This window comes from Pseudobutyrivibrio ruminis AD2017 (assembly GCF_000424305.1).
Taxonomy (GTDB): Bacteria; Bacillota; Clostridia; order Lachnospirales; family Lachnospiraceae; genus Pseudobutyrivibrio; species Pseudobutyrivibrio ruminis_B.
Genome location: NZ_AUJQ01000004.1, coordinates 220,933 through 244,195, shown reverse-complemented (window position 1 = coordinate 244,195; position 23,263 = coordinate 220,933). Strand labels below are relative to the sequence as shown.

General features: G+C 39.9%; 20 protein-coding genes. All 20 read left to right on the top strand.

Going from position 1 to position 23,263, the window contains the following annotated elements; all coding sequences use genetic code 11:
- Positions 1-48: 48 nt before the first annotated feature.
- Positions 49-1,143: a glycosyltransferase family 4 protein gene (locus G611_RS0102900; protein ID WP_028242340.1), complete on the top strand. Its 1,095-nt coding sequence runs from the start codon at positions 49-51 to the stop codon at positions 1,141-1,143.
- Positions 1,109-2,473: an oligosaccharide flippase family protein gene (locus G611_RS0102895; protein ID WP_028242339.1), complete on the top strand. Its 1,365-nt coding sequence runs from the start codon at positions 1,109-1,111 to the stop codon at positions 2,471-2,473. Before G611_RS0102900 ends, G611_RS0102895 begins: the two co-directional genes overlap by 35 nt.
- 87 nt (positions 2,474-2,560) lie before the next feature.
- On the top strand, positions 2,561-3,448 hold the full coding sequence (locus G611_RS0102890) for a formyltransferase family protein (RefSeq protein ID WP_036947885.1): 888 nt from the start codon (positions 2,561-2,563) through the stop codon (positions 3,446-3,448).
- The gene (locus G611_RS0102885) at positions 3,448-4,116 is read left to right on the top strand and encodes a PIG-L deacetylase family protein (RefSeq protein WP_028242337.1); all 669 of its coding nucleotides are present in this window, start codon (positions 3,448-3,450) and stop codon (positions 4,114-4,116) included. Before G611_RS0102890 ends, G611_RS0102885 begins: the two co-directional genes overlap by 1 nt.
- 10 nt (positions 4,117-4,126) lie before the next feature.
- Complete coding sequence (locus tag G611_RS0102880; protein WP_155942233.1) at positions 4,127-5,560, top strand: hypothetical protein; 1,434 nt, start codon at positions 4,127-4,129, stop codon at positions 5,558-5,560.
- Positions 5,553-6,530 carry an NAD-dependent 4,6-dehydratase LegB gene (locus G611_RS0102875; protein WP_028242335.1) on the top strand — a complete coding sequence of 326 codons (978 nt, stop codon included), beginning with the start codon at positions 5,553-5,555 and terminating at the stop codon, positions 6,528-6,530. The genes G611_RS0102880 and G611_RS0102875 overlap by 8 nt, the downstream gene beginning before the upstream one ends.
- A gap of 158 nt (positions 6,531-6,688) precedes the next feature.
- The gene (locus G611_RS0102870) at positions 6,689-7,882 is read left to right on the top strand and encodes a LegC family aminotransferase (RefSeq protein WP_330362013.1); all 1,194 of its coding nucleotides are present in this window, start codon (positions 6,689-6,691) and stop codon (positions 7,880-7,882) included.
- Between the two features lie 6 nt (positions 7,883-7,888).
- Positions 7,889-8,929: a sugar phosphate nucleotidyltransferase gene (locus G611_RS0102865; RefSeq protein WP_155942232.1), complete on the top strand. Its 1,041-nt coding sequence runs from the start codon at positions 7,889-7,891 to the stop codon at positions 8,927-8,929.
- 52 nt (positions 8,930-8,981) lie between these two features.
- On the top strand, positions 8,982-10,619 hold the full coding sequence (locus G611_RS0102860) for a DUF2142 domain-containing protein (protein ID WP_196801530.1): 1,638 nt from the start codon (positions 8,982-8,984) through the stop codon (positions 10,617-10,619).
- Positions 10,620-10,688: 69 nt separating this feature from the next.
- Positions 10,689-11,891, top strand: a complete 1,203-nt coding sequence (locus G611_RS0102855) for a glycosyltransferase family 4 protein (protein ID WP_028242331.1) — start codon at positions 10,689-10,691, stop codon at positions 11,889-11,891.
- Positions 11,892-11,935: 44 nt separating this feature from the next.
- Positions 11,936-12,778, top strand: a complete 843-nt coding sequence (locus G611_RS0102850) for a glycosyltransferase family A protein (protein ID WP_028242330.1) — start codon at positions 11,936-11,938, stop codon at positions 12,776-12,778.
- The gene (locus G611_RS0102845; protein ID WP_028242329.1) at positions 12,768-13,817 is read left to right on the top strand and encodes an N-acetylneuraminate synthase family protein; all 1,050 of its coding nucleotides are present in this window, start codon (positions 12,768-12,770) and stop codon (positions 13,815-13,817) included. The genes G611_RS0102850 and G611_RS0102845 overlap by 11 nt, the downstream gene beginning before the upstream one ends.
- Positions 13,818-13,874: 57 nt before the next feature.
- A complete protein-coding gene (locus tag G611_RS0102840) occupies positions 13,875-14,576 on the top strand; it encodes a cytidylyltransferase domain-containing protein (protein WP_028242328.1) in 702 nt (233 codons plus the stop codon).
- Positions 14,576-15,748, top strand: coding sequence for a DUF6077 domain-containing protein (locus G611_RS0102835; RefSeq protein ID WP_028242327.1), 1,173 nt, complete (start codon positions 14,576-14,578; stop codon positions 15,746-15,748). The genes G611_RS0102840 and G611_RS0102835 overlap by 1 nt, the downstream gene beginning before the upstream one ends.
- Positions 15,736-17,277, top strand: a complete 1,542-nt coding sequence (locus G611_RS15105; RefSeq protein WP_196801529.1) for a ComEC/Rec2 family competence protein — start codon at positions 15,736-15,738, stop codon at positions 17,275-17,277. Before G611_RS0102835 ends, G611_RS15105 begins: the two co-directional genes overlap by 13 nt.
- Positions 17,278-17,297: 20 nt before the next feature.
- Positions 17,298-18,563 (top strand): O-antigen ligase family protein, encoded by a 1,266-nt coding sequence (locus tag G611_RS0102825; protein WP_028242326.1) that lies wholly within the window; start codon positions 17,298-17,300, stop codon positions 18,561-18,563.
- Between the two features lie 3 nt (positions 18,564-18,566).
- Positions 18,567-19,646 carry a Gfo/Idh/MocA family protein gene (locus G611_RS0102820; protein WP_028242325.1) on the top strand — a complete coding sequence of 360 codons (1,080 nt, stop codon included), beginning with the start codon at positions 18,567-18,569 and terminating at the stop codon, positions 19,644-19,646.
- A complete protein-coding gene (locus G611_RS0102815) occupies positions 19,646-20,614 on the top strand; it encodes a hypothetical protein (protein ID WP_028242324.1) in 969 nt (322 codons plus the stop codon). The genes G611_RS0102820 and G611_RS0102815 overlap by 1 nt, the downstream gene beginning before the upstream one ends.
- Complete coding sequence (locus G611_RS13680; protein WP_036947879.1) at positions 20,611-21,969, top strand: sugar transferase; 1,359 nt, start codon at positions 20,611-20,613, stop codon at positions 21,967-21,969. The genes G611_RS0102815 and G611_RS13680 overlap by 4 nt, the downstream gene beginning before the upstream one ends.
- Positions 21,970-22,073: 104 nt before the next feature.
- On the top strand, positions 22,074-23,231 hold the full coding sequence (locus G611_RS0102805; RefSeq protein WP_036947877.1) for an N-acetyl sugar amidotransferase: 1,158 nt from the start codon (positions 22,074-22,076) through the stop codon (positions 23,229-23,231).
- Positions 23,232-23,263: the final 32 nt, after the last annotated feature.

Below are 23,263 nucleotides of genomic sequence, written 5' to 3'. Positions count from 1 at the left end.
AAAACATAATGCTTGTTAATGTAACAATTTGTGGACCAGGGAGTTATTATGAAGGTATTGCATATTTCGAAGTCAAATACTTATAGTGGCATGGAAAATGTCGCTATAAACATCATTAATTCTATGCCAGATAGTGTGGAGTCTGTATATCTTACAGCAACAGGTTCTGTAGAAACCAAATTGCTAGAGGCAGATATTTCATACATCGGTGTGGAAAAGGTTGATGAGGAGGCCATTAAGAAAGCTATAGATGAGGTCCATCCAGACATCATCCATGCATACGAATATGAATGCAGCCTAATGTGCACAAAGGTAACAGACACAATTCCAATCATCAGCCATCTGTATTCTGTACCTAAGTGGGTTCAGAAGATTGGTCCAAAGTCCGTAATATACGGAAGCGCCTGCAAGAACTTTACCAAGATAATCATCCCAAACCAAAGGGTGGAGGATAAGGCCTGGTTCAAGGACAAAATGGAAGGTAAGACAGTAGTTCTTGGCACTCCATTTAACGCAGTTGCTACCTTTGAAAAAGGCTATGTGGCAGGCACAGAAATGTCAAAGGAAAAGCTCGAAGGCTTCAAGTCTGATTTGCTTTTCGTTGGATATCTTACAGATAATAAGAACCCTTACGAATTCGTAAGGATAGTAAATGAGGTTAAAAAAACTCATCCTGATATAAAGGCTGTCATTGTTGGCGGTGGCGATTTAGGCAGTGAATGCCTGGAGCTAATCGGCAGGATGGGTCTTACAGATAATATCAAAATGGTTGGTCTGCAGCACAATCCTTATGTGTACATGAACCAGACCAAAATATTAGTAGCCCCATCTAAGTTTGAAGGCTTCGGCATGGCGGCAGCAGAGGCAATGGCCTTTGGCAAACCTGTTCTTGCCAGCAAGGTAGGAGGATTTGTCATTACAGTTGATGACGATTGTGGAAAAATATGCGGCACAGACAAGAAGCCTGTGGATAGAGAAGCATTCGTCAGCAACATTAACGAGCTCTTAGATAACAGCGAAATCTATCGCATGAAATCCGAAGGAGCCAGAAAGCGTGCAAAGGATTTAAACAACTTTGACACATACATGGAAGAAGTTTTAAAGATTTATGAAGATGCTTACAAAACTGCTAGAAAAGCTTAAAAGTGCAGATTTTATATTGGTGACACTTTCCACAGTGGCTTGCTCAGCAATGTCCTTTGTGTTTAGTGTTTACAACAAAAGAATAGTAGCAACATATCCTTTGGGAATCTACAGCACATGCTTGTTGGCCCAGACTTATATGAACTACGCACAGTTTGGCGTACTTAATGCATATAACAGGGATTATCCACAGGCCTTAGGTCGTAAGGATTATGATGAAGCAAATCGTCTTAAGAACACAGCTATGACTTTCATGCTAATGATATATGCGCTGATTTTTGTTGTGTTTGAAATATGGGTGGCAGTTCATTATAGGAAAGCTATAGGAAATGATACCTACGGAACCTACTATGCATTTGGATATGCTATGTGCCCTATCATGATTCTTTTAAAGAGCTTTGATGATATGTCCAATTCAACAGTAAGAATGAATGGACATTACAATAAGTCAGCAGTTATAGGTTTTGTTCGTACAATCATTGCACTTGCAATCGGTGTGATTGCAATAAACGTTGCAGGATACTACGGCTTATATGCCATGACTCTTTCATCAGCAGTACTTGGAATCATTTTGTTCAGAAGCGAAGCTTTTAAGGGCGCTAAGCTCTCATTTGATTTTTCATATATGAAGCTAATGATAATCGGAGGATTGCCTCTACTTATCAACAGCTTGATATGGACAGTTGTCCAGTCGGTGGACAAATTTGTAATACTTGGATTTTTATCAACTGAAGCATTGGGCGTGTATTCAGTACCACTTATGGGGTTCACCACAATGGTGCTTGTACCACAAACAATTTCTCAGGTGTTCTATATAAAGATTAGCCATTTGTACGGAGCTAATCATGATGAGCAACAGCTCCTTGAAAAGGCAGCATATTTCAGTAGGGTTACATCATTTATATCTGGTGCAGCCTGCCTGTTCGTATATTTTGTAATGCCAATATTTGTTCACTTCTTTATGCCTATGTATACAGAAGGAACTGACGCAACACAGATACTTGTAATCGGCGTTGCTATATATTCAACAACCATGCTTTATGGAAATATATTTTCCGTACTAAAGCTTAATAAATCGCTTATAGCAAATTCAGTTGCTCTTTGCATTTTCAATGCAATCTTTTCAAGCGCACTTGTACTTTTTGTAGAGCGAAGCATTAACATGGTAGCAATTGGAACAGGTCTTTCTTACGGCTTGTATTCATTGTTACTTGTAATCAAGCTTTCTAAGAGATTCAAATTCTCAATCTGGAAGCTGCTTGTAAACAGCTGGGGTCCAGCGGTTGGGATAATCGTTCCTGGATTACTTATTTACAGATTGATTTTTTAGAGAAACCTGGCGTGGTTAAATTTGACAATATAGACACTTCTATTTAAAATTAATAGAATGTTTTAATATGGGATAAGAGGTTTTATTTTGAAGAAAACTTTATTTATAGGATGTGTGGAAAGTTCATACGTGCTACTTGAGGCTATGCTTGAAGCAGGCTATAAAGTGGCAGGAATAGTTACTATGGAGCAGTCAGCCATCAATGCTGATTTCAAATCCTTAGTTCCACTAGCTGAAAAATACGGTGTGCCATGCATCTGCACTAAGAACGTTAATGATGAAGAGACAGTGGGCTTTATCAGAAACATCGCCCCTGAGGTTATATATTGCTTTGGCTGGTCAAGATTAATCGGTAAAGAAATCTTGTCTATACCAAAATTCGGAGTAGTTGGATTTCATCCAGCTGCTTTGCCATGTAATAAGGGCCGTCATCCACTTATCTGGGCTCTTGTACTTGGTCTTAAGGAAACAGCTTCTACATTCTTTATTATGGATGAGGGAGCCGACACTGGAGATATAATCAGCCAGAAGCCTGTTGCAATATCAGCCAGTGATGATGCAGCAGATTTATATGCTCACGTTTTAGACGTGGCAAAGGAACAGGTCTTGGAATTTACTAAAGAATTTGCCGAAGACAGAATTAAGCCTGTGCCACAGGATAAGAATGCTGGAAACGCATGGAGAAAGCGTGGCAGAATGGATGGCCAGATAGATTGGCGCATGTCAGCTACAGCTATCTATAATCTTGTAAGAGGCCTTACACATCCTTATGTAGGCGCTCATTTCATGAAGGGCGATGCTGAGGTAAAGGTATGGAAGTGCCAGCCTGTTGCTACAGATGATTATCTGAACATCGAACCTGGCAAGATTATAAAGGTTAATTCAAAAACAGATTATGTAATAAAAGCCTACGACGGTCTTGTTCATATTATGGATTCAGACCCAGTGGATTTAATTGAAGGAGAATATCTTTAATGAAAGTACTTGTTATTTCGCCACATCCTGATGATGAGACTCTTGGAGCAGGTGGAACATTACTTAAGCTTAAAAACGAAGGTCACGAAATCTATTGGCTGAACGTGACCAACATGAAGACAGAATATGGCTATACTAAAGAGCGCGTGGCAGAGCGTAATGCTGAAATCAAATCTGTTGCAGACGCTTATCAGGTAGATGGCTTTTATAACTTAGAGCTTCAGCCTGCTGGCGTGGACGGCTACGATTTAGGAGAGCTTGTTCCAAAGTTCAAATCCGTATTCGAAGAAGTAAAGCCAGATATGCTTTTCATGCCATATCAGTATGATGTTCATTCTGATCACAGAGTTATTTTTGATGCGGTATATTCATGTACTAAATCCTTCAGAGCACCATATCTTAAGACAGTGCTTTGTATGGAAATTTTATCAGAAACAGATCAGGCAGAACGTTCACATGGATTTATTCCAAACGTGTTTGTTGATGTGACAGATTATCTTGATAAAAAGATAGAAATTATGAAGACATATAAAAGCGAAATTGACGCAAGCCCATTCCCTCGCAATGAGGATGCAATCAGAGGCTTGGCTTCATATCGCGGAGCAACAGCTCATTATAAATATAGCGAGGCTTTTTATCTTGTAAGAAGTCGCGTGGATAATTTTTAGGAGAATAGAAGTGTACACTATATGTTTTATGGCGCGTCGTCCTTTTGAGGATTTCTCGCCAGCCGTATACAAGAAATTAAAAGCAGCACATCCAGATGTTAAGGGTGTATTCATCACCTGCGATAAGCAGGAATCTGCATATGTACTTGCTAAATTTAACGAAGAAGAAAAGAAGGATATCGTAGTTTGCGAAATCTCAGAATTCATGAACAAGCACTGGGATGAATTCACAGTAGAAAAGCTTGCTGAAATGGAAGCAAAATATGATGCTAAGCCAATCTGGAAATACATCTATACAGACAGATATTTAATCTATAGAGATTATGATTATTGCGTGCATACAGCTGCAGGTCTTTTTGCGTTTTGGGAGTATGTGTTCAACACCTATCATGTAGATTTCTACTATGATGAGGTTATAGCAACACTTCTTACATATGCAGGATATTTAGTAGGAAAGAAGACAGGCACAGGCTATTATTCACTTATGTTTATGAGAGCCTGCGGTATGGACTTAACACATCACTACATCTTAAATGACCCATTTGAGAAGATGTACGATATGCCAGAGGATTACGCTAACATTCCTGTTACTGAGGAGCAGCGTGCAGCGGCAGATGCCTACCTTACTAAATTTGAGGAACAGCATTCTAAGCCTGCATTCATGCAGTTTTCAGGAAAGAAGCCAAAGTGGAAGTCAATCTTTTTCGTGCTACCATTCTTCTATTTAAGACAGAGATTTTTCAACCCACTCACAAGAGATAAGGGTTCATACATATATTACAAGTGCTACGAGCACACAATGGATCAGTTGGTGTTCTACCTTAGATATTCTAAGGGTAAGAAGTATTTCAAGAAGGCTGATTACAGCAAGAAGTTCGTATACTTCCCACTTCACATGCAGCCAGAGGCAACAACAATCGTTTGTGCCCAGAAGTATGAGAAGCAGCTTTATTTTATCGATAATTTAGTTAAATCATTGCCAGCGGATACAATGCTTTACGTTAAGGAGCATTATTCATTCCTTGGCATTAGAGATAATAGCTTTTATGAGCAGCTTCAGGTTTATCCAAACGTGGTTCTTATCGATCCATGGGAGGATTCAATCAAGCTCATTGAAAAGAGTGAATGCGTAGCCACTCTTACAGGTACTGCAGGACAGGAAGCTATGATGCTTCGCCATCCAGTATTCATGAGTGGAGACATTATTTATAAGGGCGCACCAGGTGTTATGTATTTGGAAGAAGTCTTCGGAAACTATGAGAAGATGATGGCTGAATACAAGCGTCCAACAAGAGAAGAAATTGTTCAGTACATGGCAGTTTACATGAGCCATGCAAGACGCGGTAACACCTACGTAATGAGCGAAGCACGTCTTTCTGACGACAATCTTCAGCTCGTAGCCGAGTCAATGTATTCTTATTTTAAGGAGATGAAACATGAGTAAAGTATTAGTAACAGGATCTGATGGATTTATCGGTTCTCATTTGGTAGAGGAATTAGTTAAGAAGGGATACGAGGTTCGCGCTTTCGTATACTACAATTCATTCAATAACTGGGGATGGCTTGATACACTCCCTAAGGATATTATGGATCATGTTGAGGTATTCGCTGGTGATGTTCGCGACCCTAACGGTGTTCGTGAGTCTATGAAGGGTGTAGATGCTGTATTCCATTTAGCAGCACTTATCGCTATCCCATTTTCATATCACAGCCCAGATGCTTATGTAGACACTAACATCAAGGGTACTTTAAATGTACTTCAGGCAGCTAGAGACCAAGGCATCCGTGTACTTGTTACATCTACATCAGAGGTTTATGGTACAGCTCAGTACGTACCAATCGACGAAAAGCACCCATACCAGGGCCAGTCACCATATTCAGCTACAAAGATTGGTGCAGACAGATTAGCAGAGTCATTCTATCGTTCATTCGATTTACCTGTAACAATCGTGCGTCCATTTAACACATTTGGACCACGTCAGTCAGCTCGTGCGGTAATTCCTACAATAATCACACAGCTTCTTGCAGGTAAGGAAGAAATCAAGCTTGGTTCACTTACACCAACACGTGATTTCAACTACGTAAAAGATACAGCCCACGGTTTCATCGCTATGTATGAAAGTGATAAGACAATCGGCCAGGAAATCAACATTGCAACACAGAAGGAAATCTCAATCGGGCAGCTCGCAGAAGAGCTTATCCGTCAGATTAATCCAAATGCTCGCATCATCTGCGACGAAGACCGTCTTCGCCCAGAAAAGAGTGAGGTAAACCGCCTCCTCGGAAGCAACGAAAAAATCCTTCAGCTCACAGACTGGAAGCCTCAGTACACCTTCGAACAAGGCCTCGCCGAGACAATAGAGTTTTTACGTCACAACCTAGACAAGTACAAAGTAGATATCTATAACATTTAATTAACTATAAAATTTAAGTGAGATGGAGCATAAGACATATACACATGCATAAGACCTTCTTGCCCCGTCGTTACTTAGATGGTCCTGAAAGGAGCATCTTACGTAACGCAACGAGGGCAAGCAGAGCGAAAGCGTGTCGTTGCATGTGTATATGGCTTATGGTTCATCGGATTAGAGGTAGAGAAATGGCGGATGAATTTATTGCACTTTCAGTGCCAAATTTAAAGGGAAATGAATTGAAGTACGTTACTGATGCAGTAGAGACTGAGTGGGTATCCACAGCAGGCCCTTACGTATCAGATTTTGAAAAGAAGGTAGCCGAGTACGTTCATACTCCAGCTGCAGTTAGCACACAGAACGGTACATCAGCACTTCACATCAGTTTGATGCTTTGTGGTGTAAAGCCAGGTGATGCAGTAATCGTTCCTACACTTACTTTTATTGCAGCAGTAAACCCTACAAAGTACGCTGGCGCCGAGCCAATCTTCATGGATTGTGACGACAGTCTTTGCATGGACCCTGTAAAGCTTAAGAAGTTCTGCGAAGAAGAGTGTGATTTCACTGACGGTAAGCTTGTTGATAGAGCAACAGGCCGTCAGATTAAGGCAATGGTTGTTGTTCATGTATTTGGTAACATGGCAGATATGGAAGCCATCATGCCTATAGCTGAAAAGTATAACCTCAAGGTTGTCGAGGATGCCACAGAGGCTCTTGGAACATATTATACAGAGGGTAAGTATGCAGGGAAGTTTGCCGGTACAATCGGTACATTAGGCTGCTATTCATTCAACGGAAATAAGATTATCACTACTGGTGGTGGCGGTATGATTGTTTCTAATGACGAAGCACTTCTTGCTCATGCTAAGCATTTAACAACACAGGCAAAGGCAGATCAGGCTAATTTCATCCATGATGAAATCGGCTATAACTATAGACTTACAAATCTTCAGGCAGCACTTGGACTTGCTCAGATGGAACAGCTTGAAGATTTCATCAAGGTTAAGACTAAGAATTATCACCTTTACAAGGAAGCTATCGATAAGATGCCAGGACTTCACGTTCAGGATTTCAGACCAGGAATCCGTAGCAACTACTGGTTCTATTCAGTAGTATTTGAAAACGACGAAGAGGGTCGTGATAAGCTTATCGAAGCACTTAAGGAAGCACATATTCAGTCACGTCCAATTTGGGGACTTATCTCTGATCAGCTTCCATACGAGGGTGCTCGCACTTACGACTTAACCTGCGCACCATGGTATTGGCACCGCGTAGTAAACGTACCATGCTCAACCAACCTCGACGAAGCCGGCGTAAACCGCGTTATAGACGTAATTAAAAATTTTGCGGAGTAAATTATTATGGAAAATGTATTCATAAAGGAAGATGACACAATTTTACATGCGATGCGAACATTTGATGCTAGCAGCCGCCGCACAGTTTTTATTGTTGATGATGACAATAAGCTGTTGGCAGCTCTTTCAGAGGGAGATGTTCGTAGATACATTTTATCAGGTGGAGATTTAAACGAACCTGTAAAATCTATAGCAAATTACAAGCCTAGAAGCTTGAAGGAAGAAGAAAAAGAAGATGCACGTAACTTCCTCTATCGTCACAACATAGAAGGACTTCCAATTGTAGATGACGAAGGCCATGTAATTGATACAGTCTTCTGGAGTGAGAATCATTATAAAAAGCATTCTACCCTTAGTACCCCTGTTGTTATGATGGCAGGTGGCAAGGGTACAAGGCTTTATCCATACACAAGAATTCTTCCAAAGCCACTTATTCCAGTAGGCGAGAAGCCTATCGCAGAGCTTATCATGGATAGCTTTGCAGATTATGGAATTGATAGAATGATAATGATTGTTAATCATAAGAAGAATATGATTAAGTCTTATTTTGGCGAGGCTGAGAGACCTTATAGTATTGATTTTGTGGATGAGGATAAGCCTCTTGGTACAGGAGGCGGCCTTGCCCTTTTAAGAGGCAAGATTGATGAGACATTTATCCTTACTAATTGCGATATCTTAATTGAAGAGGATTACTCAAAGATTTATGAACATCATAAAAAAGAGGGTAATCTGATTACTATGGTATGCTCCCTTAGAAACTTCCAGGTGGCTTATGGCGTGGTAGAGTTTGGAGAGCATGGAAATATCTTAGACATGAAAGAAAAACCAGAGTTTAGCTTCTTCACAAACACTGGTATTTATATAGTTGAACCAGAGGTTATTGATTATATCAAGGACGGCGAATTCATCGGCTTCCCAGATATCATTAACAGACTTAAGGACGACGGCAAAAAAGTTGGCGTTTATCCAATCAACGAAAACACATGGATGGACATGGGCCAGCTGGATGAGCTTAGCAAGATGGAACGTAGACTTGCAGGCAGATAAGATTGCTTGAAAGGGATTAATAGTGGAAAAAATTAAGTCATATTTTTCAGACATGAATAAAGAAAAGGGATTTCAAATAGGAGCTGTGGCAGTTGCTGCAGTAAGCATCGTTGCAGCGCTTGTTTTTTTCTTTACAAATTGTGTTAATTTGACATCAACAAAAAGATATAATGCATATTTTGCAATCATCTTCATCGTAATGATTGCACTTACAGTTTATCTTACAAGGATGCTTGTAAAGAACAAGGACTGGTCTTATCCAAGATTATTCGTAATCATGGCTATCGGCTGGACATTCTGTATGCAGCTTGTTATGCCACCTATTTCAGGACCAGATGAAGTTCAGCATTATTACAGTGCTTATCATTGTTCTAACATAATGCTTGGAATGAAGGATCACAACCTTAGCATGGATACCAGTAAGCTTGGTAGCTGGGTGCAGGATGAATCGTTCTTTTACATGCGTGCAGAAGATTATTACATGATGCCATATCTGGATGTTACATTCCCTTATCAATACGCAATATTGGCGCAGGGCAATTACTTTAAGCATGCAGATGATATGCAGGGCAATGTTGAATGTAAAATAGCACCATCAAAGGCATCCAGATATTTGGTATCTGGTGCAGGTATTACTTTGGCAAGACTTTTAGGTTTTGGTTTTGCCGGTGTAATATTCATGGGAAGATTTTTTAACTCCCTATCACTTATAATTGCAGGCTATATTGCTCTTAAGCTTTTGCCTGTTGGAAAACAGCAGTTTTTCACTTTTGCTTTGTTCCCAGGAGTGTTACATATATGTAGCTCATACTCGTACGATAACATGAGTATCCTGTTTTCATTAGCTTTATTTACACTTGTTTTGTATTATAGTCAGCCACAGGTTAAGCTTCATGCTTGGGATATTATCATCCTTGCAGGCTGCGTAGTTATACTTATTCCAAACAAAATCGTATATGCACTTTTTGCAGTATGGTTCTTCGCTATCCCACTTAAGAAATGGTGGACAGACGTAGTGCTTTCTAAAAAGTGGTACGAATATGTGATTCTTGGAGTACTTGGTCTTGGCGTTGTAGTTGTTGCCAAGAAGGTTATTACTAAGTATTACTATTTCATTATGGTAAATGTGTTCTGGAAGTGGAGTGGAAATACCATCGAAACTGATACTTCAAGAGAAGCACTTAGCTGGGAATATTTTGTAGACCATAAGCTTGAGGTGCTTAAGTTTACATGGGACGGAATTAAGGTAGATTTTTGGTACAACATCAACCACATTATTGGTCGCGAGCTTGGTCATATTAAGCTTAACGCTGAAGTGCCATGGGTTTGCATTATCGTTATGCTTATCTGTTTACTCGCAGGTATGGTATTCATCAAGGGTAACCGTATTAAAAAGTGGCAGATGGTTGTTTTAGGCTTAGGTCTTGTGCTGTGTGTAGTAGCAATCTTCATTGGATGCATGACACGATTTACTCCAGCAGAAGGAAGTCAGAGAATTCAGATTTCATTTAGATATTTGATACCTGTATACATGTGCATGTGTATAGGACTTGGAACAGATGCCAAGGAAAACAAGCTGGCGTTGGCTCTGATTTATATTCAAAACATTATGCTTATTTTCTCAATGTGTGGATTGTTACATTTCCTTTTCCACTTGAGAGATGGAATGCCAGCACCATTCGTAATGTAAATAAATATCGCCCAAAGTATATGGGCGATATTTGTGCGTTTAAAAATATAGATAGATTCGAGAACATAAATGGACAAACATATATTGATAGTATGCCAGTATTTTTATCCTGAGCAGTTCAGAATAAATGATATGGCATTTGAGTGGGTAAAAAGAGGCTACAAGGTTTCTGTTTTAACTGGCCTCCCTAATTATCCTGAGGGGAAAATATACGAAGGCTACGGCCTTTTTAAGAAGAGACATGAAATAATAAATGGTGTAGAAATTCATCGTATTCCGCTGATACCAAGAGGTAATGGCAAGCTTGGATTGGTACTAAATTATCTTAGCTTCCCATTTTTTGGATTTTTCTGGAACATGTTTACACGTATTAAGGCTGATGAAGTTTACATGTTTGAAACATCACCAATGAATCAATGTAAGGTAGGCGTGGCCTACGCTAAAAAACACCATGTACCATGTTACTTATACGTACAGGACTTATGGCCAGAAAACGTAGAAATGATTACAGGCATTCATTCGCCACTTATGGTTAAGCCAATAGAGCGAATGGTGAGAAAGATATATAAGGGTTGCGACCACATCTGGGGAACCAGCCCAAGCTTTGTAGATTCAATTCGTAAATACGTAGATGAGGACGAGCAGGATAAGGTAAGCTTCTGGCCTCAGTACGCTGAAGAATTCTACGAGCCAAAGGAAAAGGTTGAGCATAAAGGCTTTAATGTAATATTCACAGGAAACATAGGTCAGGCACAGGGACTAGAGATATTACCAAAGGCAGCAGCCATCATCAGAAACGAAGGTGTTAAGGATATCCGATTCACCATAGTTGGAGATGGAAGAGCCAGAGAAAGCTTCAAGGAAAGTATCACAGCCGAAGGCGTTTGGGATCTTTTCGAGTTCGCAGGAAGAGTAAAACCAACAGAGGTTCCTGCACTTTTAGCCAAAGGTGATGCAGCATTTATTTCATTTGCAGATGATGAATTGTTCGCAAAGACAATCCCTGCCAAGCTTCAGTCATACATGGCATGTGCAATGCCAATTATTGCCTCAGCCAAGGGCGAAACAGAAAGAGTTATTGTAGAAGCAAAATGCGGTATGTGCTCAGATATTGGAGATGCCAGAGCATTAGCTATGAACATCATAGCCATGCGTAATCTCCCTGAAGTATTTCGCCTACAAATGGGAGAAAACGCCTTAGCCTACAACAAGGAACACTTCTCCAAGAAAAAACTAATGGACTACATGGACACCTACTTGGCTTCTCCCTAAGTAGGGAGAAGCTGTCAGCGCAGCTGACTGATGAGGGTATGATTATGAAGACAGCATTATCCACAGTAATCTACAAACAAGCCCACCCCTATCTACAGGCCCTACTAACATCCGTGGATAACCAATCCAATAAGGACTTCGACCTGTTGATAATTAACGACAATTACACAAAGGATGAGCTTGTAGAAGTAGAAAAACAAATACAAAATACCGTTCATGGCATCAATATCCACATTGAGGATATTAGCGATAAGAAGCTAAGCATTGCCGGAACTCGCATCGAAATGCTGAAAACTGCTAAGAACCTAGGCTATGAAAGCATAGTTCTTGTTGATGCCGATGACACTATTGCGCCATCCAGAATGGCCAGCTACAAGCAGGCTTTTGAATTAGACAAAGACAAAGTATTCTTTTATAATAAGTTCGTTACTGAAAAGGGTGAGGACGTGTTTAAAACCTTACCTAAGACAGTGGAAAACATTAAGGATATTTCTCAGGGAAACTTCCTTGGATTGTCTAATACAGGCATCAGGCTTACAAGCCTTAGCGAGGAATTTATAGACAGCCTTAATGAAGGTGCAGTAGCAGTTTTTGACTGGTATTTGTTTAGCAGAATAATTCTTGATATTGGTAAGGGCGCTTGCGTTGATAACGCAGACACCATTTATCGCATATATGAAGATAACACCGCAGGCACTACCAGAGATTTATCAAAGGAGTATGCTGTAAAAGCTACTCACTACAGTAATCTTGCTAAAAGGTATGATTACTTTAAATATTTAGAGGCTAAGCTGGGTGAGGTTGATAAGACTGATCTTAAGCTTTCAAATAATCACCAGGGATACTGGTGGAGTGATATTCAAATGGAGGATTCATATGAGATTTAATTATGCAGATTTAGTTGCTGGAAATCAAAGACCATACATCATAGCAGAGCTTGGTGCTAACCACAATGGTGATATGGATTTAGCTAAAACACTTATAAAGACAGCAAAGGAGTGCGGTGCTGACGCTGTTAAGCTTCAGTCTTGGACAGTAGATGACCTCTTCTCTAAGAAGAAGTACGAAGATAACTATTTCCTTGGAGATGATTATCGTAACCGTACAGATTACACTCTTAAGTCTATTATGGAAAAATATGCTGTATCTAAGGAACAGCACATCGAGCTTAAGAAGTACTGCGATGAGTTAGACATCGACTTCTGTTCTACACCATTTTCTATGGCAGGAGCAGATATGCTTGTTGATGAGCTTCATGTACCATTCCTTAAGATTGCATCTCTTGATGTTGAGAACATTCCATTCTTAAAGCACGTAGGTAGCAAGGGTGTTCCTGTTGTTATCTCTACAGGTCTTACAGGCATGGATGATGTATGCGCAGCTATCCAGGCACTTGAGGAAGGTGGATGCCACGAAATCGCAATCCTTCACTGCGTATCTATGTACCCACCAACAGATGAAATCGTTAACCTTAACAACATGGATATGTACAACATGGTATTTGATTACCCAGTTGGATATTCTGATCATACAATCGGCACTGTTGCACCAATCATGAGTATTGCAAAGAATGCTTGCATCATTGAAAAGCATTTCACAATGGATAAGAACATGGAAGGCTGGGATCACAAGGTTAGTGCAGACCCAGCAGAGCTTAAGGCTATCTGTGACGCTGCAAGAAGTGGTTACAACATGCTCGGAAGCTATCGCAAGGTAGTAGTTGAGGACGAGAAGCGCCGCGAGGAATTCAAGCGTTCTATCGTTGCTAAGCACGACATGCCAGCAGGCCACGTACTTACAATGGATGATCTTGACTACAAGCGCCCAGGCATAGGAATCTCACCAAAGTACTACGAAATGGTTCTTGGCCGCACATTAAATCATGATGTAAAGTATGATGATATTCTTCAGTGGACAGATTTATAAATAAAAGGCTTCCCCTTGAGGGGAAGCTGTCAGCGTAGCTGACTGATGAGGTGGAAAATGATAGCATTTATACCAGCCAGAGGCGGCTCAAAAGGCGTCCCAGGCAAAAACATAAAAGAAATCTGCGGCAAGCCTCTGATTGCTCACACAATCCAGGCTGCCTTAAAAGCAGATAAAATAGACAGAGTCATCGTTACAACAGATGACGAAGACATAGCACGTGTTGCACGTGAAGCTGGCGCAGAGGTTCCATTCATGCGTCCAGCTGAGCTTGCCAGCGATACAGCATCAGCTGTAGATGTATATCTTCACGCAGCAGAATTTGTAGCAAACGAAACAGGCAAGCCTGTTGAGAAGTTCATGGTACTTCTTCCAACAGCTCCACTTCGTGATGAGAATAACATCAACGAAGCTATCGAGCAGTTTGAGCATGACGGTGCCACAACACTTATCTCGTTTACAGAGGCAGAATGTCCAGTAGGTTGGTATCACACCATGGACGAACAGGGCCGTATCAAAAATGCAGGCTTTGGCGCTAAGGGCTCTAACGTAGCTAACCGCCAGACAAACGCTACATACTATATCCCAAACGGTGCAATCTATATTTTGGATTACAAGCTTCTTAAGGAGCAGCGCACTTACTACTGCGATAACACTTATGCTTACATTATGAGCAGAGCAGACTCAATCGATATTGATTATCCAATCGATTTCGAAATCGCAGAATTTATGATGAAAAAGAAATTAGGAATTAACTAATGATATTAATTAGAGCATTGGCCTTCCTATTGCACTTTACATTGTTGCCAATAGCCGTGGGCAGACTAATTACATATAGGGCAAGGACTAATTGGATTGCCGATTATCTGGTAGGTTTCTTCGGTAATCTGGCAATCTTTTACATTTTATACACCATAATTGAGTGGATTCAAAATTGGTGTACATTAAATGATCCACTGCATGGTGCTTATACAATGCTACTAAAGGCCTATGCTGTAGTAATGGTTATCCTTGTGCTTGGCTGGATATGGGTCGATAGAAATAAGCTCAAAAGACCTTTTAACAAGATGCGCTTTAAAATAGCATCAGTCAAGGAACAGACCAAAGAGGATAAGTTTACTATCGTATATGCGATACTTTTTGCAGGCTTGCTTGCCTTGCAGTTATACATGGCATTTGGTTACGAAATCAATGAATGGTCTTATGATGATTATGATTACGTAGTTACCAGCAAGGATACAATAGAAACAGATACACTTTCCTGCGTTAATTATATTGACGGCACAATTCCTAATGTTCAGGAGAAAAGAGCAGTTGCTTCTTGGGGAACCTATGTGGCAATGCTGTCTTCAACATCAGGATTTGAAGTAACAACTGTGTATCATACTATTTTGCCAGTGCTATTATTATTGATTGCCTATTTTAATTTTTATTATATGGCAAGCTTTCTGTTTAATAAGCTTGAGGACAGATTGATTTTTCTTATAGTTCTTTCTGTCGGATATATTTTTGGATTGTACTCACATTATTCATCTACATTCAGATTGCTAGGTGCTATCTGGCAGGGGAAGGCAGTACTTTCCGTAATCGCAGTTCCATTCTTTATGCTTTATTTGACAAGGCTATATAGAAAGGATATTAAGACTGCATACATGCTTCCTATTGCAGCAGTATCAATAGGCGTTAGCTCACTTACATCTTTAGCAGTATTATTTATCCCAATACTTACAGTGTTGATATGGGCAATGATGTGTGTATATCACAGAAGAATCTACGGAATCCGTTATTTACTTGCTAGCCTTATCGGACCAGTATATGTAAGTATATTCTATGTGTTTATTTGGATGTTGCAGCAGGATATGCAGAGCTACGATTTCAAATACTTTAAAAACAGAAGAAGAAATGAATGGTGGCTTCAATGGTTTCACTAAACTATTTCTTTAGTATGACAAAGGCATACTGGGGAAGCTTCGGTTTTGCTTTCCTGTTTACAGTAGCACTTATTGCCATACTATTTTTGGAAAAAGAAAAAATAAAACGATATACCTTCCTATGGTTTTCCGTGGTGGTATTAGTTTTCATATATAATCCTATTACTTTGTTCGTATGTAGGAAGTTTTTAGAGCCTACAACCTTCGACCAGTATTATCTCAGGTTTTATAGCCTGATTCCTATAATGGCTGTTATAGCCTATATGTTTACACTTGTATTGAAAAGGTTTACAGGTGTTAAAAAGCTAGCAGGTGTAATTGGCGTTTGCGCATTGATAGCAGTGCTTGGCAAATGCATCTACACTGAAGATTGGTTCACTAAAGCAGAAAATCGTAATAAGGTACCACAGGATGTAATTACTATATGTGACTTGTTTGCGGATGATGATAGCGATGTTATCAGAATCATGGCGCCACAAGATATCGCAGTTTATCTAAGACAGATGGATAGCCGATTTTCAATGCCATACTCAAGATCACTACCTGATGAAGCATATGAGCTTACCAACGAAAAGCCTGATCCATCTGAGATAGTCAGATACGCTAAGGAAAATAACGTAAGCTATGTGGTTGTATCCGCAGTTGATAATGTATTAAACACATATCTTAACTACGGCTTTAAGCTATATGGACGCACTGCACATTATGCTGTACTTGAGCCTTATGAGCCTACATGGATTATGACAGAATATGCAATGGCTTCTGGAGACCAGGGCATCTGCTATACAGTGGAAAATGTTTCTGATGGCACTTTTATCGTTATAGATGGCGGTGATGCTGCCAATGAACAGACAGTAAGAGATGCTATTAACGCTCATGGTGGAGTTGTAGATGCATGGATTCTTACCCATTATCATCAGGACCATATAGATTCATTTAACGCAATATATGCTGACCCACAGGGGATTGAAATAAAAGAGATTTACGTTACTCCGCTTGATGCTGATAAGTTCTATCAGGTGGCACAGGAGTGGGATGATGTAGATTCCTTTGATACATTCATGGAAATCACAAAGGACGCTGATAACATCAATTATGTAGCCAGAAATGATGTGCTCGCATTTGATGATTTAAAAATCACATTCTTTAACAGCTACGATCAGGTTGTAGTGGATTGTGGTGAGGATATTCCAAACAACGATTCACTTGTTTTCAAAATGGAAACAGCAGGTCGAAGCGCACTAATATGTGCTGATTGTCATAGTAAATACATGGCCGATTATCTGGTAAAGACTTATGGAGAAAGCTTAAAGGCTGACATACTTCAGTGTGGTCATCACGGCAACAACAGTATGCCAGAGGATACAGGATTTTACGAAACTGTAAGTCCTCAAATAGCAATATTTGATACACCAGATAAAATCATGACAAGTGCTAATTATACAGCAGGAGCATTGGGTGCTTATCTTCAGCAATTGAATATAAGAGTAGTCTGGTACAATACAGCCCCAAATGCATTTGGTCTATAAGCTAAGAATAGAGAATAATTATGGAATTAATTACAAAGAACAAAAAGATCATATCAACAATAATCATAGCAGCAATATTTTTTGCAAGATGTAACTTAGGTGTTACCTACAATAAGGGATTCATGCTTACAAATGCAGCCTTCACTGGTTTGGCAATTCTTTTCATTGGTGTGCTTATGCTTAAGGATAAGGCCCTTGCAAAAGCATCCACTTTGAACCTTGCCTCACTTTGGCTTGTTGCTTTTTCAGTGTTAGTGTTCATCTATGGACATTACAACATAGGAACACCACTTGATTTTTACAGCAGACAGTACGCATTGCTTACTATAGTTCCATCGCTATGTATTATGGTTATTTTGTATTATAATCATAAGGATTTGCTTGGTATCTTATCAGCCGCAGGTTCATGCTTGATTGTAACATCACTTATCACAAGCCTGATTTTCGATCCAGTTTGGTCTGAATGGGTGGATGGAACAATATCAGAATCACGTGTTGGTGCAACACCAGCTGGTACTTGTGTGGATACAGCAAATATTATATTGGTATGTCTTGTTCCAATTCTATATAATATATATGCTAATAAAAAGCTGAAATACTATGGATGGGCAGTTGTGCTTGGAATATTCCAGATATTTGCATCTGGCTCCAAGTCATCTATGATTCCATTAGTGTTCGTATTTATTATAATGATTGTTGGTTCATCAAAGGACAAACAGATTTTAAAGCGAAACCTCATTATCTTGGCTGTCGCTATGGTAGTAGGGGTGATTCTTGTTATGACTGTTCCGCTTCTGTATAGAATAATTGGAAGCAGATTCGTGGAATTATTTACAGGTGTAAATGATGCAGATTACGATTTGCACACAAGCACTGGCCAGCGAATGGCTGTTGCAGCAGCCTTCAAGGAACATTTCTGGGAGGCTCCACTTTTCGGTCATGGCTTCTATGCGTTTAAGGCTATGCCATATTCTAACTTAGAAGAATACCGTGAAAACGGCGTGACTATGTACAAGCATTTGCAGATTCATAACAACTTTATGGAAGTATTATTCTCTTACGGTATTGTAGGATTTGTACTTTATTATTGGTTCCCAGTTTATCTGCTAATCAAAACATTTATTTCTAAAAACAGACAGGTATGCATACTGGTTCTATCCCTTTTAGTTTCAGTATTCTTTATGGATATAGGACTTGATATGTATTACAAATATATAACATCATACTTAGTATATTTTATTGCCTTTGTTTTAATCAAAACAGCAGGCAAAAATCAGGAGGATTAAACAATGAAGTATGCAATTATTGGATGTGGTAGAATCTCTCCAAACCATGTAGTAGCATCACAGAAGACAGGACTTGATTTAGTTGCACTTTGTGATTTGGACCTAAAAAACACTCTCGACAAGATCAGAAAATTTGATTTGGACGAGAATTATGTTAAGCAATATACAGATTATAAGCAGATGCTTGCTGAGCAGAAGCCAGAATTAGTAGCCATTGCTACAGAATCTGGTAAGCACGCAGCTATCGCTCTTGATTGTATCGAGGCAGGCTGTAATGTAATCATTGAAAAGCCAATCGCTCTTTCACTCGAGGATGCAGATAAGATTATCGAAGCTGGTCACCGCAAGGGCGTTAAGGTTTGTGCATGTCACCAGAACAGATTTAACAAATCTATCCAGATGATTCGTGAAGCTTTAGAGAAGGGTAGATTCGGAAAGCTTCTTTACGGTACAGCTCACATCCGCTGGGCTAGAGACCACGAATATTATGATCGTGCAAGCTGGAGAGGCACATGGGAGCAGGATGGTGGCGCACTTATGAATCAGTGTATCCACGATATCGATTTGCTTCGTTGGATGATGGGTGATGATGTTGTACGTGTTATCGGTATGACAGACAGATTAAAGCATCCATACATTCAGGCAGAGGATTTAGGTATTGCCTTAGTGCAGTTTGCTAACGGAAGCTATGGTATTATCGAAGGAACAACAGATGTCTTCCCTAAGAACCTTGAGGAGACACTTTACATATTTGGTGATAAGGGAACTGTAAAAGCTGGTGGCGATGCAGTTAACCTTCTTGAGGAGTGGAACTTCTCAGATTACATCGATGAGCCAGAAGAAGTTAAGAAGGAATGCTCAGAGCTTCCTCCAAACGTATATGGTTTTGGTCACACAAAGCTTTACAAGGATGTTATCGATGCAATCGAAAACGACAGAGAGCCATACGTAAATGGTGAGGCAGGACGTCGTGCACTTGAAATGGTTCTTGCTATTTATAAGTCAGCCGCAACAGGCGAACCTGTAGACCTTCCAATGAAGGAATGCAGCACAATGGATTTTGTAGGACGATTTGATAAATAATGAAAAAAGAATACGGAGGCTGCCTCCCATTAGAATTAAACAAACTAAACATTGATTTATTCAAAGGCTTTGATAGCGTTGCCCTTAATTCAGGGCGCAATGCTATCGCCTATGCCTGTTTAGAAGGCGGTTTTACACACTGTTACATCCCTTATTATACCTGCAAGACAGTCGAAGCTGGTTTGAAGGAAGTAGGGGTGACACCACTTTATTACAACATTGATGAAAGCTTTATGCCAGTTACACCAAAGGAAGGGTTTAACGATAAGGCTTTATTCGTATATACGAATTACTTTGGAATAATGACTCATGTGATGCAGCAGGATATCATTGCTGAACATTCACATGTTTTATTTGATAACACACAGGGTTTTTACACAAAGCCAATGCGTGGAACCTACAGTGCATACAGCTGTCGTAAGTTTTTCGGTGTTCCTGATGGAGCATATCTTGTCAGCGATTCATTAAAGAAGCTGGATATCCCACAGGGAAGCAGTGCAGACAATGCCACATTTTTACTTAAGGCTATAGAAGACGGCCCAAATGCAGCTTACGGAATGTCCAAGGACAACGAAGAGCATATTAACGAAGAGGGAATGGCTTACATGTCACCTCTTACAAAGGCGCTTATGTCCACTGTTAATGTGGAATCCGTAGAAAAACAAAGACTATCTAATTTCGAAAGATTACACAGTAAGCTTGCAGCTTATAACAAGCTAAACATTAATTTAGAAAATGGTGCCCCAATGGTTTACCCTCTTTTAGTTGAAAAGGAAGGTGTCCGCGAGGCATTAGTTGATAACAACATATTCGTACCTCGTTGGTGGAGATGGATTGTAGAATCACCTGATACTAACGATTTCGAAAAGAAGTTATCAAGATTTTTGGTGCCACTTCCAGTGACACAGATTTATGACACTACTGATATGGATTATATTGCAAACAAAGTATTGGAGATAATCGCGTGAAAAATAAAAACACAGTTAGAAAGATAGAAAGTGTTATCGAGCTTGCTATCATGGCAATTGCATATTATTTCGTGTGGAAGTATCAGATTTTCGACCGTGAATATTTTTACCCATTCTTAGGCCGTGGTAAATACGTACTGATGGGAATATATTTCGTGCTGATGCTTGTTATCATACATCTATGTGAAGGATTCAAATACGGAATCCTGAAGATTGCAGATGTTCTGTTTTCTCAGTGGATAGCAATATTTATCGTAAATGCGGTAACATATTTCCAGCTGTGCCTTATGGCTAACTTAATGATTCCTATGGCGCCAATGCTTTGGCTTACATTAGGAGATTTCATTATTTCTGGAATCAGCGTATATATTTTCTTTGCAATATATCAAAGCCATTCAAAGGCCAGCAAGCTTTTGATGGTTTACGGAAACAAAGAATCTGTTAGTCTTAAGCTCAAAATGGATACAAGAGCTGATAGCTACAATATCAGACGAATTGTTAGTATCGACGAAGGCATCGATAACATTGTGAAGATGCTGGCTGATTACGATGGATTAGTTATTTCCGATGTTAGTGCCGAGCAGCGTAACGATTTGTTGAAGTACTGCTACATGCACGAAATCGAAACATATATCACACCAAAGATTTCCGATGTAATTATTTCAGGTGGCGAGGGTATCCATCAGTTTGATACACCACTTGTAATGATAAACACAACAGGCCTTACACCTGAACAGAGAATAATCAAGAGATTCTTTGATGTAGTGCTTTGCTCTATAGCTTCGGTGGTTCTTTCACCACTTATGCTTATTATTGCAATTGCAATCAAGCTTGAAGACCACGGCCCTGTATTTTACAAGCAGGCCAGAGTCACTAGAGATGGTAAGGTATTTGATATCCTTAAGTTCAGAAGTATGGTTGAGGATGCTGAACAGCGTCCAGCCACAGATGACGATGACAGAATCACAAAGGTTGGCCATGTAATCAGAGCCACCCGTGTGGATGAGCTTCCACAGCTTTTCAATATCATTAAGGGTGATATGTCCATCGTAGGACCACGTCCAGAACGTATTGAACATGTACAGAAGTACACAGAAGCTATTCCAGAATTCGAATTCCGTAGCAAGGTAAAAGGCGGCCTCACAGGCTACGCTCAAATCTATGGTAAATACAATACATCAGCATACGATAAGATCAAGCTTGATCTTATGTATATAGAAAACTATAGCTTCCTACTTGACCTTAAGCTCATCCTGATGACCATCAGAATCGTGTTTAAGAAGGAAAGCACCGAAGGATTCGACAAAGTAGTAACCGCCGACGAAATCCTAGAAACATTAAATCAAAATAAATAAAAGCCTTCCCCCTCTGGGGTTGCTAGGCTCCAGTGGAGCCTGTTTAGCAACGACCGAGCCGGGAGGCGAGACAAGGTGCCCCGCAGGGGCGGATGAGGGTTAACATGCCAATATACACACCAAAAATAAAAAGAGAATACCAACGTTGCACCCAGTGCGTTATGGACACAACAGATTCCATGATTGAATTTGACGAAGAAGGTGTCTGTGACCACTGCCGTAACTTTGAAAAAAATATAAAGCCATACTGGGACCCTACAAAGGAAAATCGTGAGGAGCTAGAGCGAGTTGCTGCTCAGATTAGAAAGGATGGCGAGGGCAAGGATTATGATTGTATTCTTGGTATGTCAGGTGGAGCAGATAGCTCATATCTTGCATATATAGCTAAGGAAATCATGCATCTTCGTCCACTTATCTACGTTGTAGATACAGGCTGGAACCTTAATGTTGCAGTTGAAAATATCGAAAAGATTGTCAAGGGCATGGACCTTGATATGTATACTGATGTCATTAATTGGAAGGAGATGAGCGACTTCCAATTATCTATGTTTAAATCAGGAATCAGTAGCTGTGATGCACCTCAGGATCATGCTATTTTTGCATCCCTCTACAACTATGCTGTAAAGCATAAGATTAAGTGGGTACTCACTGGTTCCAACAACAGTACAGAATTTGTACGTCCACCAGTAGAATGGATATACATGAACGACCTTAGAATGTATAAGGACATTCATAAGAAATTCGGTAAGCGCCCAATGAAGACATATCCTACATGTGGAATCCTTAAATACAGATTATTGTACAAATATGTTTATGGAATGAAGCGTTTCTATCCTTTGGATTATGTAGTATATGATAAGGCTAAGGCCGAAGAATTCCTACATGAAAAATACGGCTGGACTAAATACGAAAATAAGCATTATGAAAACGTATTTACCAGATTTTTCGAAGGATATTATTTGCCATATAAGTTTGGATTTGATACCAGAAAGAACGTATTCTCAACACAAATCCTTGCAGGCACAATGACTAGAGAAGAGGCACTTGAAAAGCTAAAGACTAATCCATATGATACAGACCAGATGGAGCAGGATAAGGAATACATCGCTAAAAAGCTTGGTGTAACAACAGAGGAATTTGATGAAATCATCAACTCCCCAGCCCACACTCCTGAGGACTACAAAAACTCTATGTGGATGATTCGCCTCGGTGTCAAAATAAGCCAGATGCTCGGCATCGAAAAACGTAACATGCGATTTTAGGAAAACAGGCTTCCCCCTTAGGGGGAAGCTGT

Coding starts and splice junctions, on each gene's coding strand:
- G611_RS0102900 (WP_028242340.1), top strand. CDS start 49: ATGAAGGTATTGCATATTTCGAAGTCAAATACTTATAGTGGCATGGAA.
- G611_RS0102895 (WP_028242339.1), top strand. CDS start 1,109: ATGAAGATGCTTACAAAACTGCTAGAAAAGCTTAAAAGTGCAGATTTT.
- G611_RS0102885 (WP_028242337.1), top strand. CDS start 3,448: ATGAAAGTACTTGTTATTTCGCCACATCCTGATGATGAGACTCTTGGA.
- G611_RS0102875 (WP_028242335.1), top strand. CDS start 5,553: ATGAGTAAAGTATTAGTAACAGGATCTGATGGATTTATCGGTTCTCAT.
- G611_RS0102870 (WP_330362013.1), top strand. CDS start 6,689: ATGGTTCATCGGATTAGAGGTAGAGAAATGGCGGATGAATTTATTGCA.
- G611_RS0102865 (WP_155942232.1), top strand. CDS start 7,889: ATGGAAAATGTATTCATAAAGGAAGATGACACAATTTTACATGCGATG.
- G611_RS0102860 (WP_196801530.1), top strand. CDS start 8,982: ATGAATAAAGAAAAGGGATTTCAAATAGGAGCTGTGGCAGTTGCTGCA.
- G611_RS0102855 (WP_028242331.1), top strand. CDS start 10,689: ATGGACAAACATATATTGATAGTATGCCAGTATTTTTATCCTGAGCAG.
- G611_RS0102850 (WP_028242330.1), top strand. CDS start 11,936: ATGAAGACAGCATTATCCACAGTAATCTACAAACAAGCCCACCCCTAT.
- G611_RS0102845 (WP_028242329.1), top strand. CDS start 12,768: ATGAGATTTAATTATGCAGATTTAGTTGCTGGAAATCAAAGACCATAC.
- G611_RS0102840 (WP_028242328.1), top strand. CDS start 13,875: ATGATAGCATTTATACCAGCCAGAGGCGGCTCAAAAGGCGTCCCAGGC.
- G611_RS0102835 (WP_028242327.1), top strand. CDS start 14,576: ATGATATTAATTAGAGCATTGGCCTTCCTATTGCACTTTACATTGTTG.
- G611_RS15105 (WP_196801529.1), top strand. CDS start 15,736: ATGGTTTCACTAAACTATTTCTTTAGTATGACAAAGGCATACTGGGGA.
- G611_RS0102825 (WP_028242326.1), top strand. CDS start 17,298: ATGGAATTAATTACAAAGAACAAAAAGATCATATCAACAATAATCATA.
- G611_RS0102820 (WP_028242325.1), top strand. CDS start 18,567: ATGAAGTATGCAATTATTGGATGTGGTAGAATCTCTCCAAACCATGTA.
- G611_RS0102815 (WP_028242324.1), top strand. CDS start 19,646: ATGAAAAAAGAATACGGAGGCTGCCTCCCATTAGAATTAAACAAACTA.
- G611_RS0102805 (WP_036947877.1), top strand. CDS start 22,074: ATGCCAATATACACACCAAAAATAAAAAGAGAATACCAACGTTGCACC.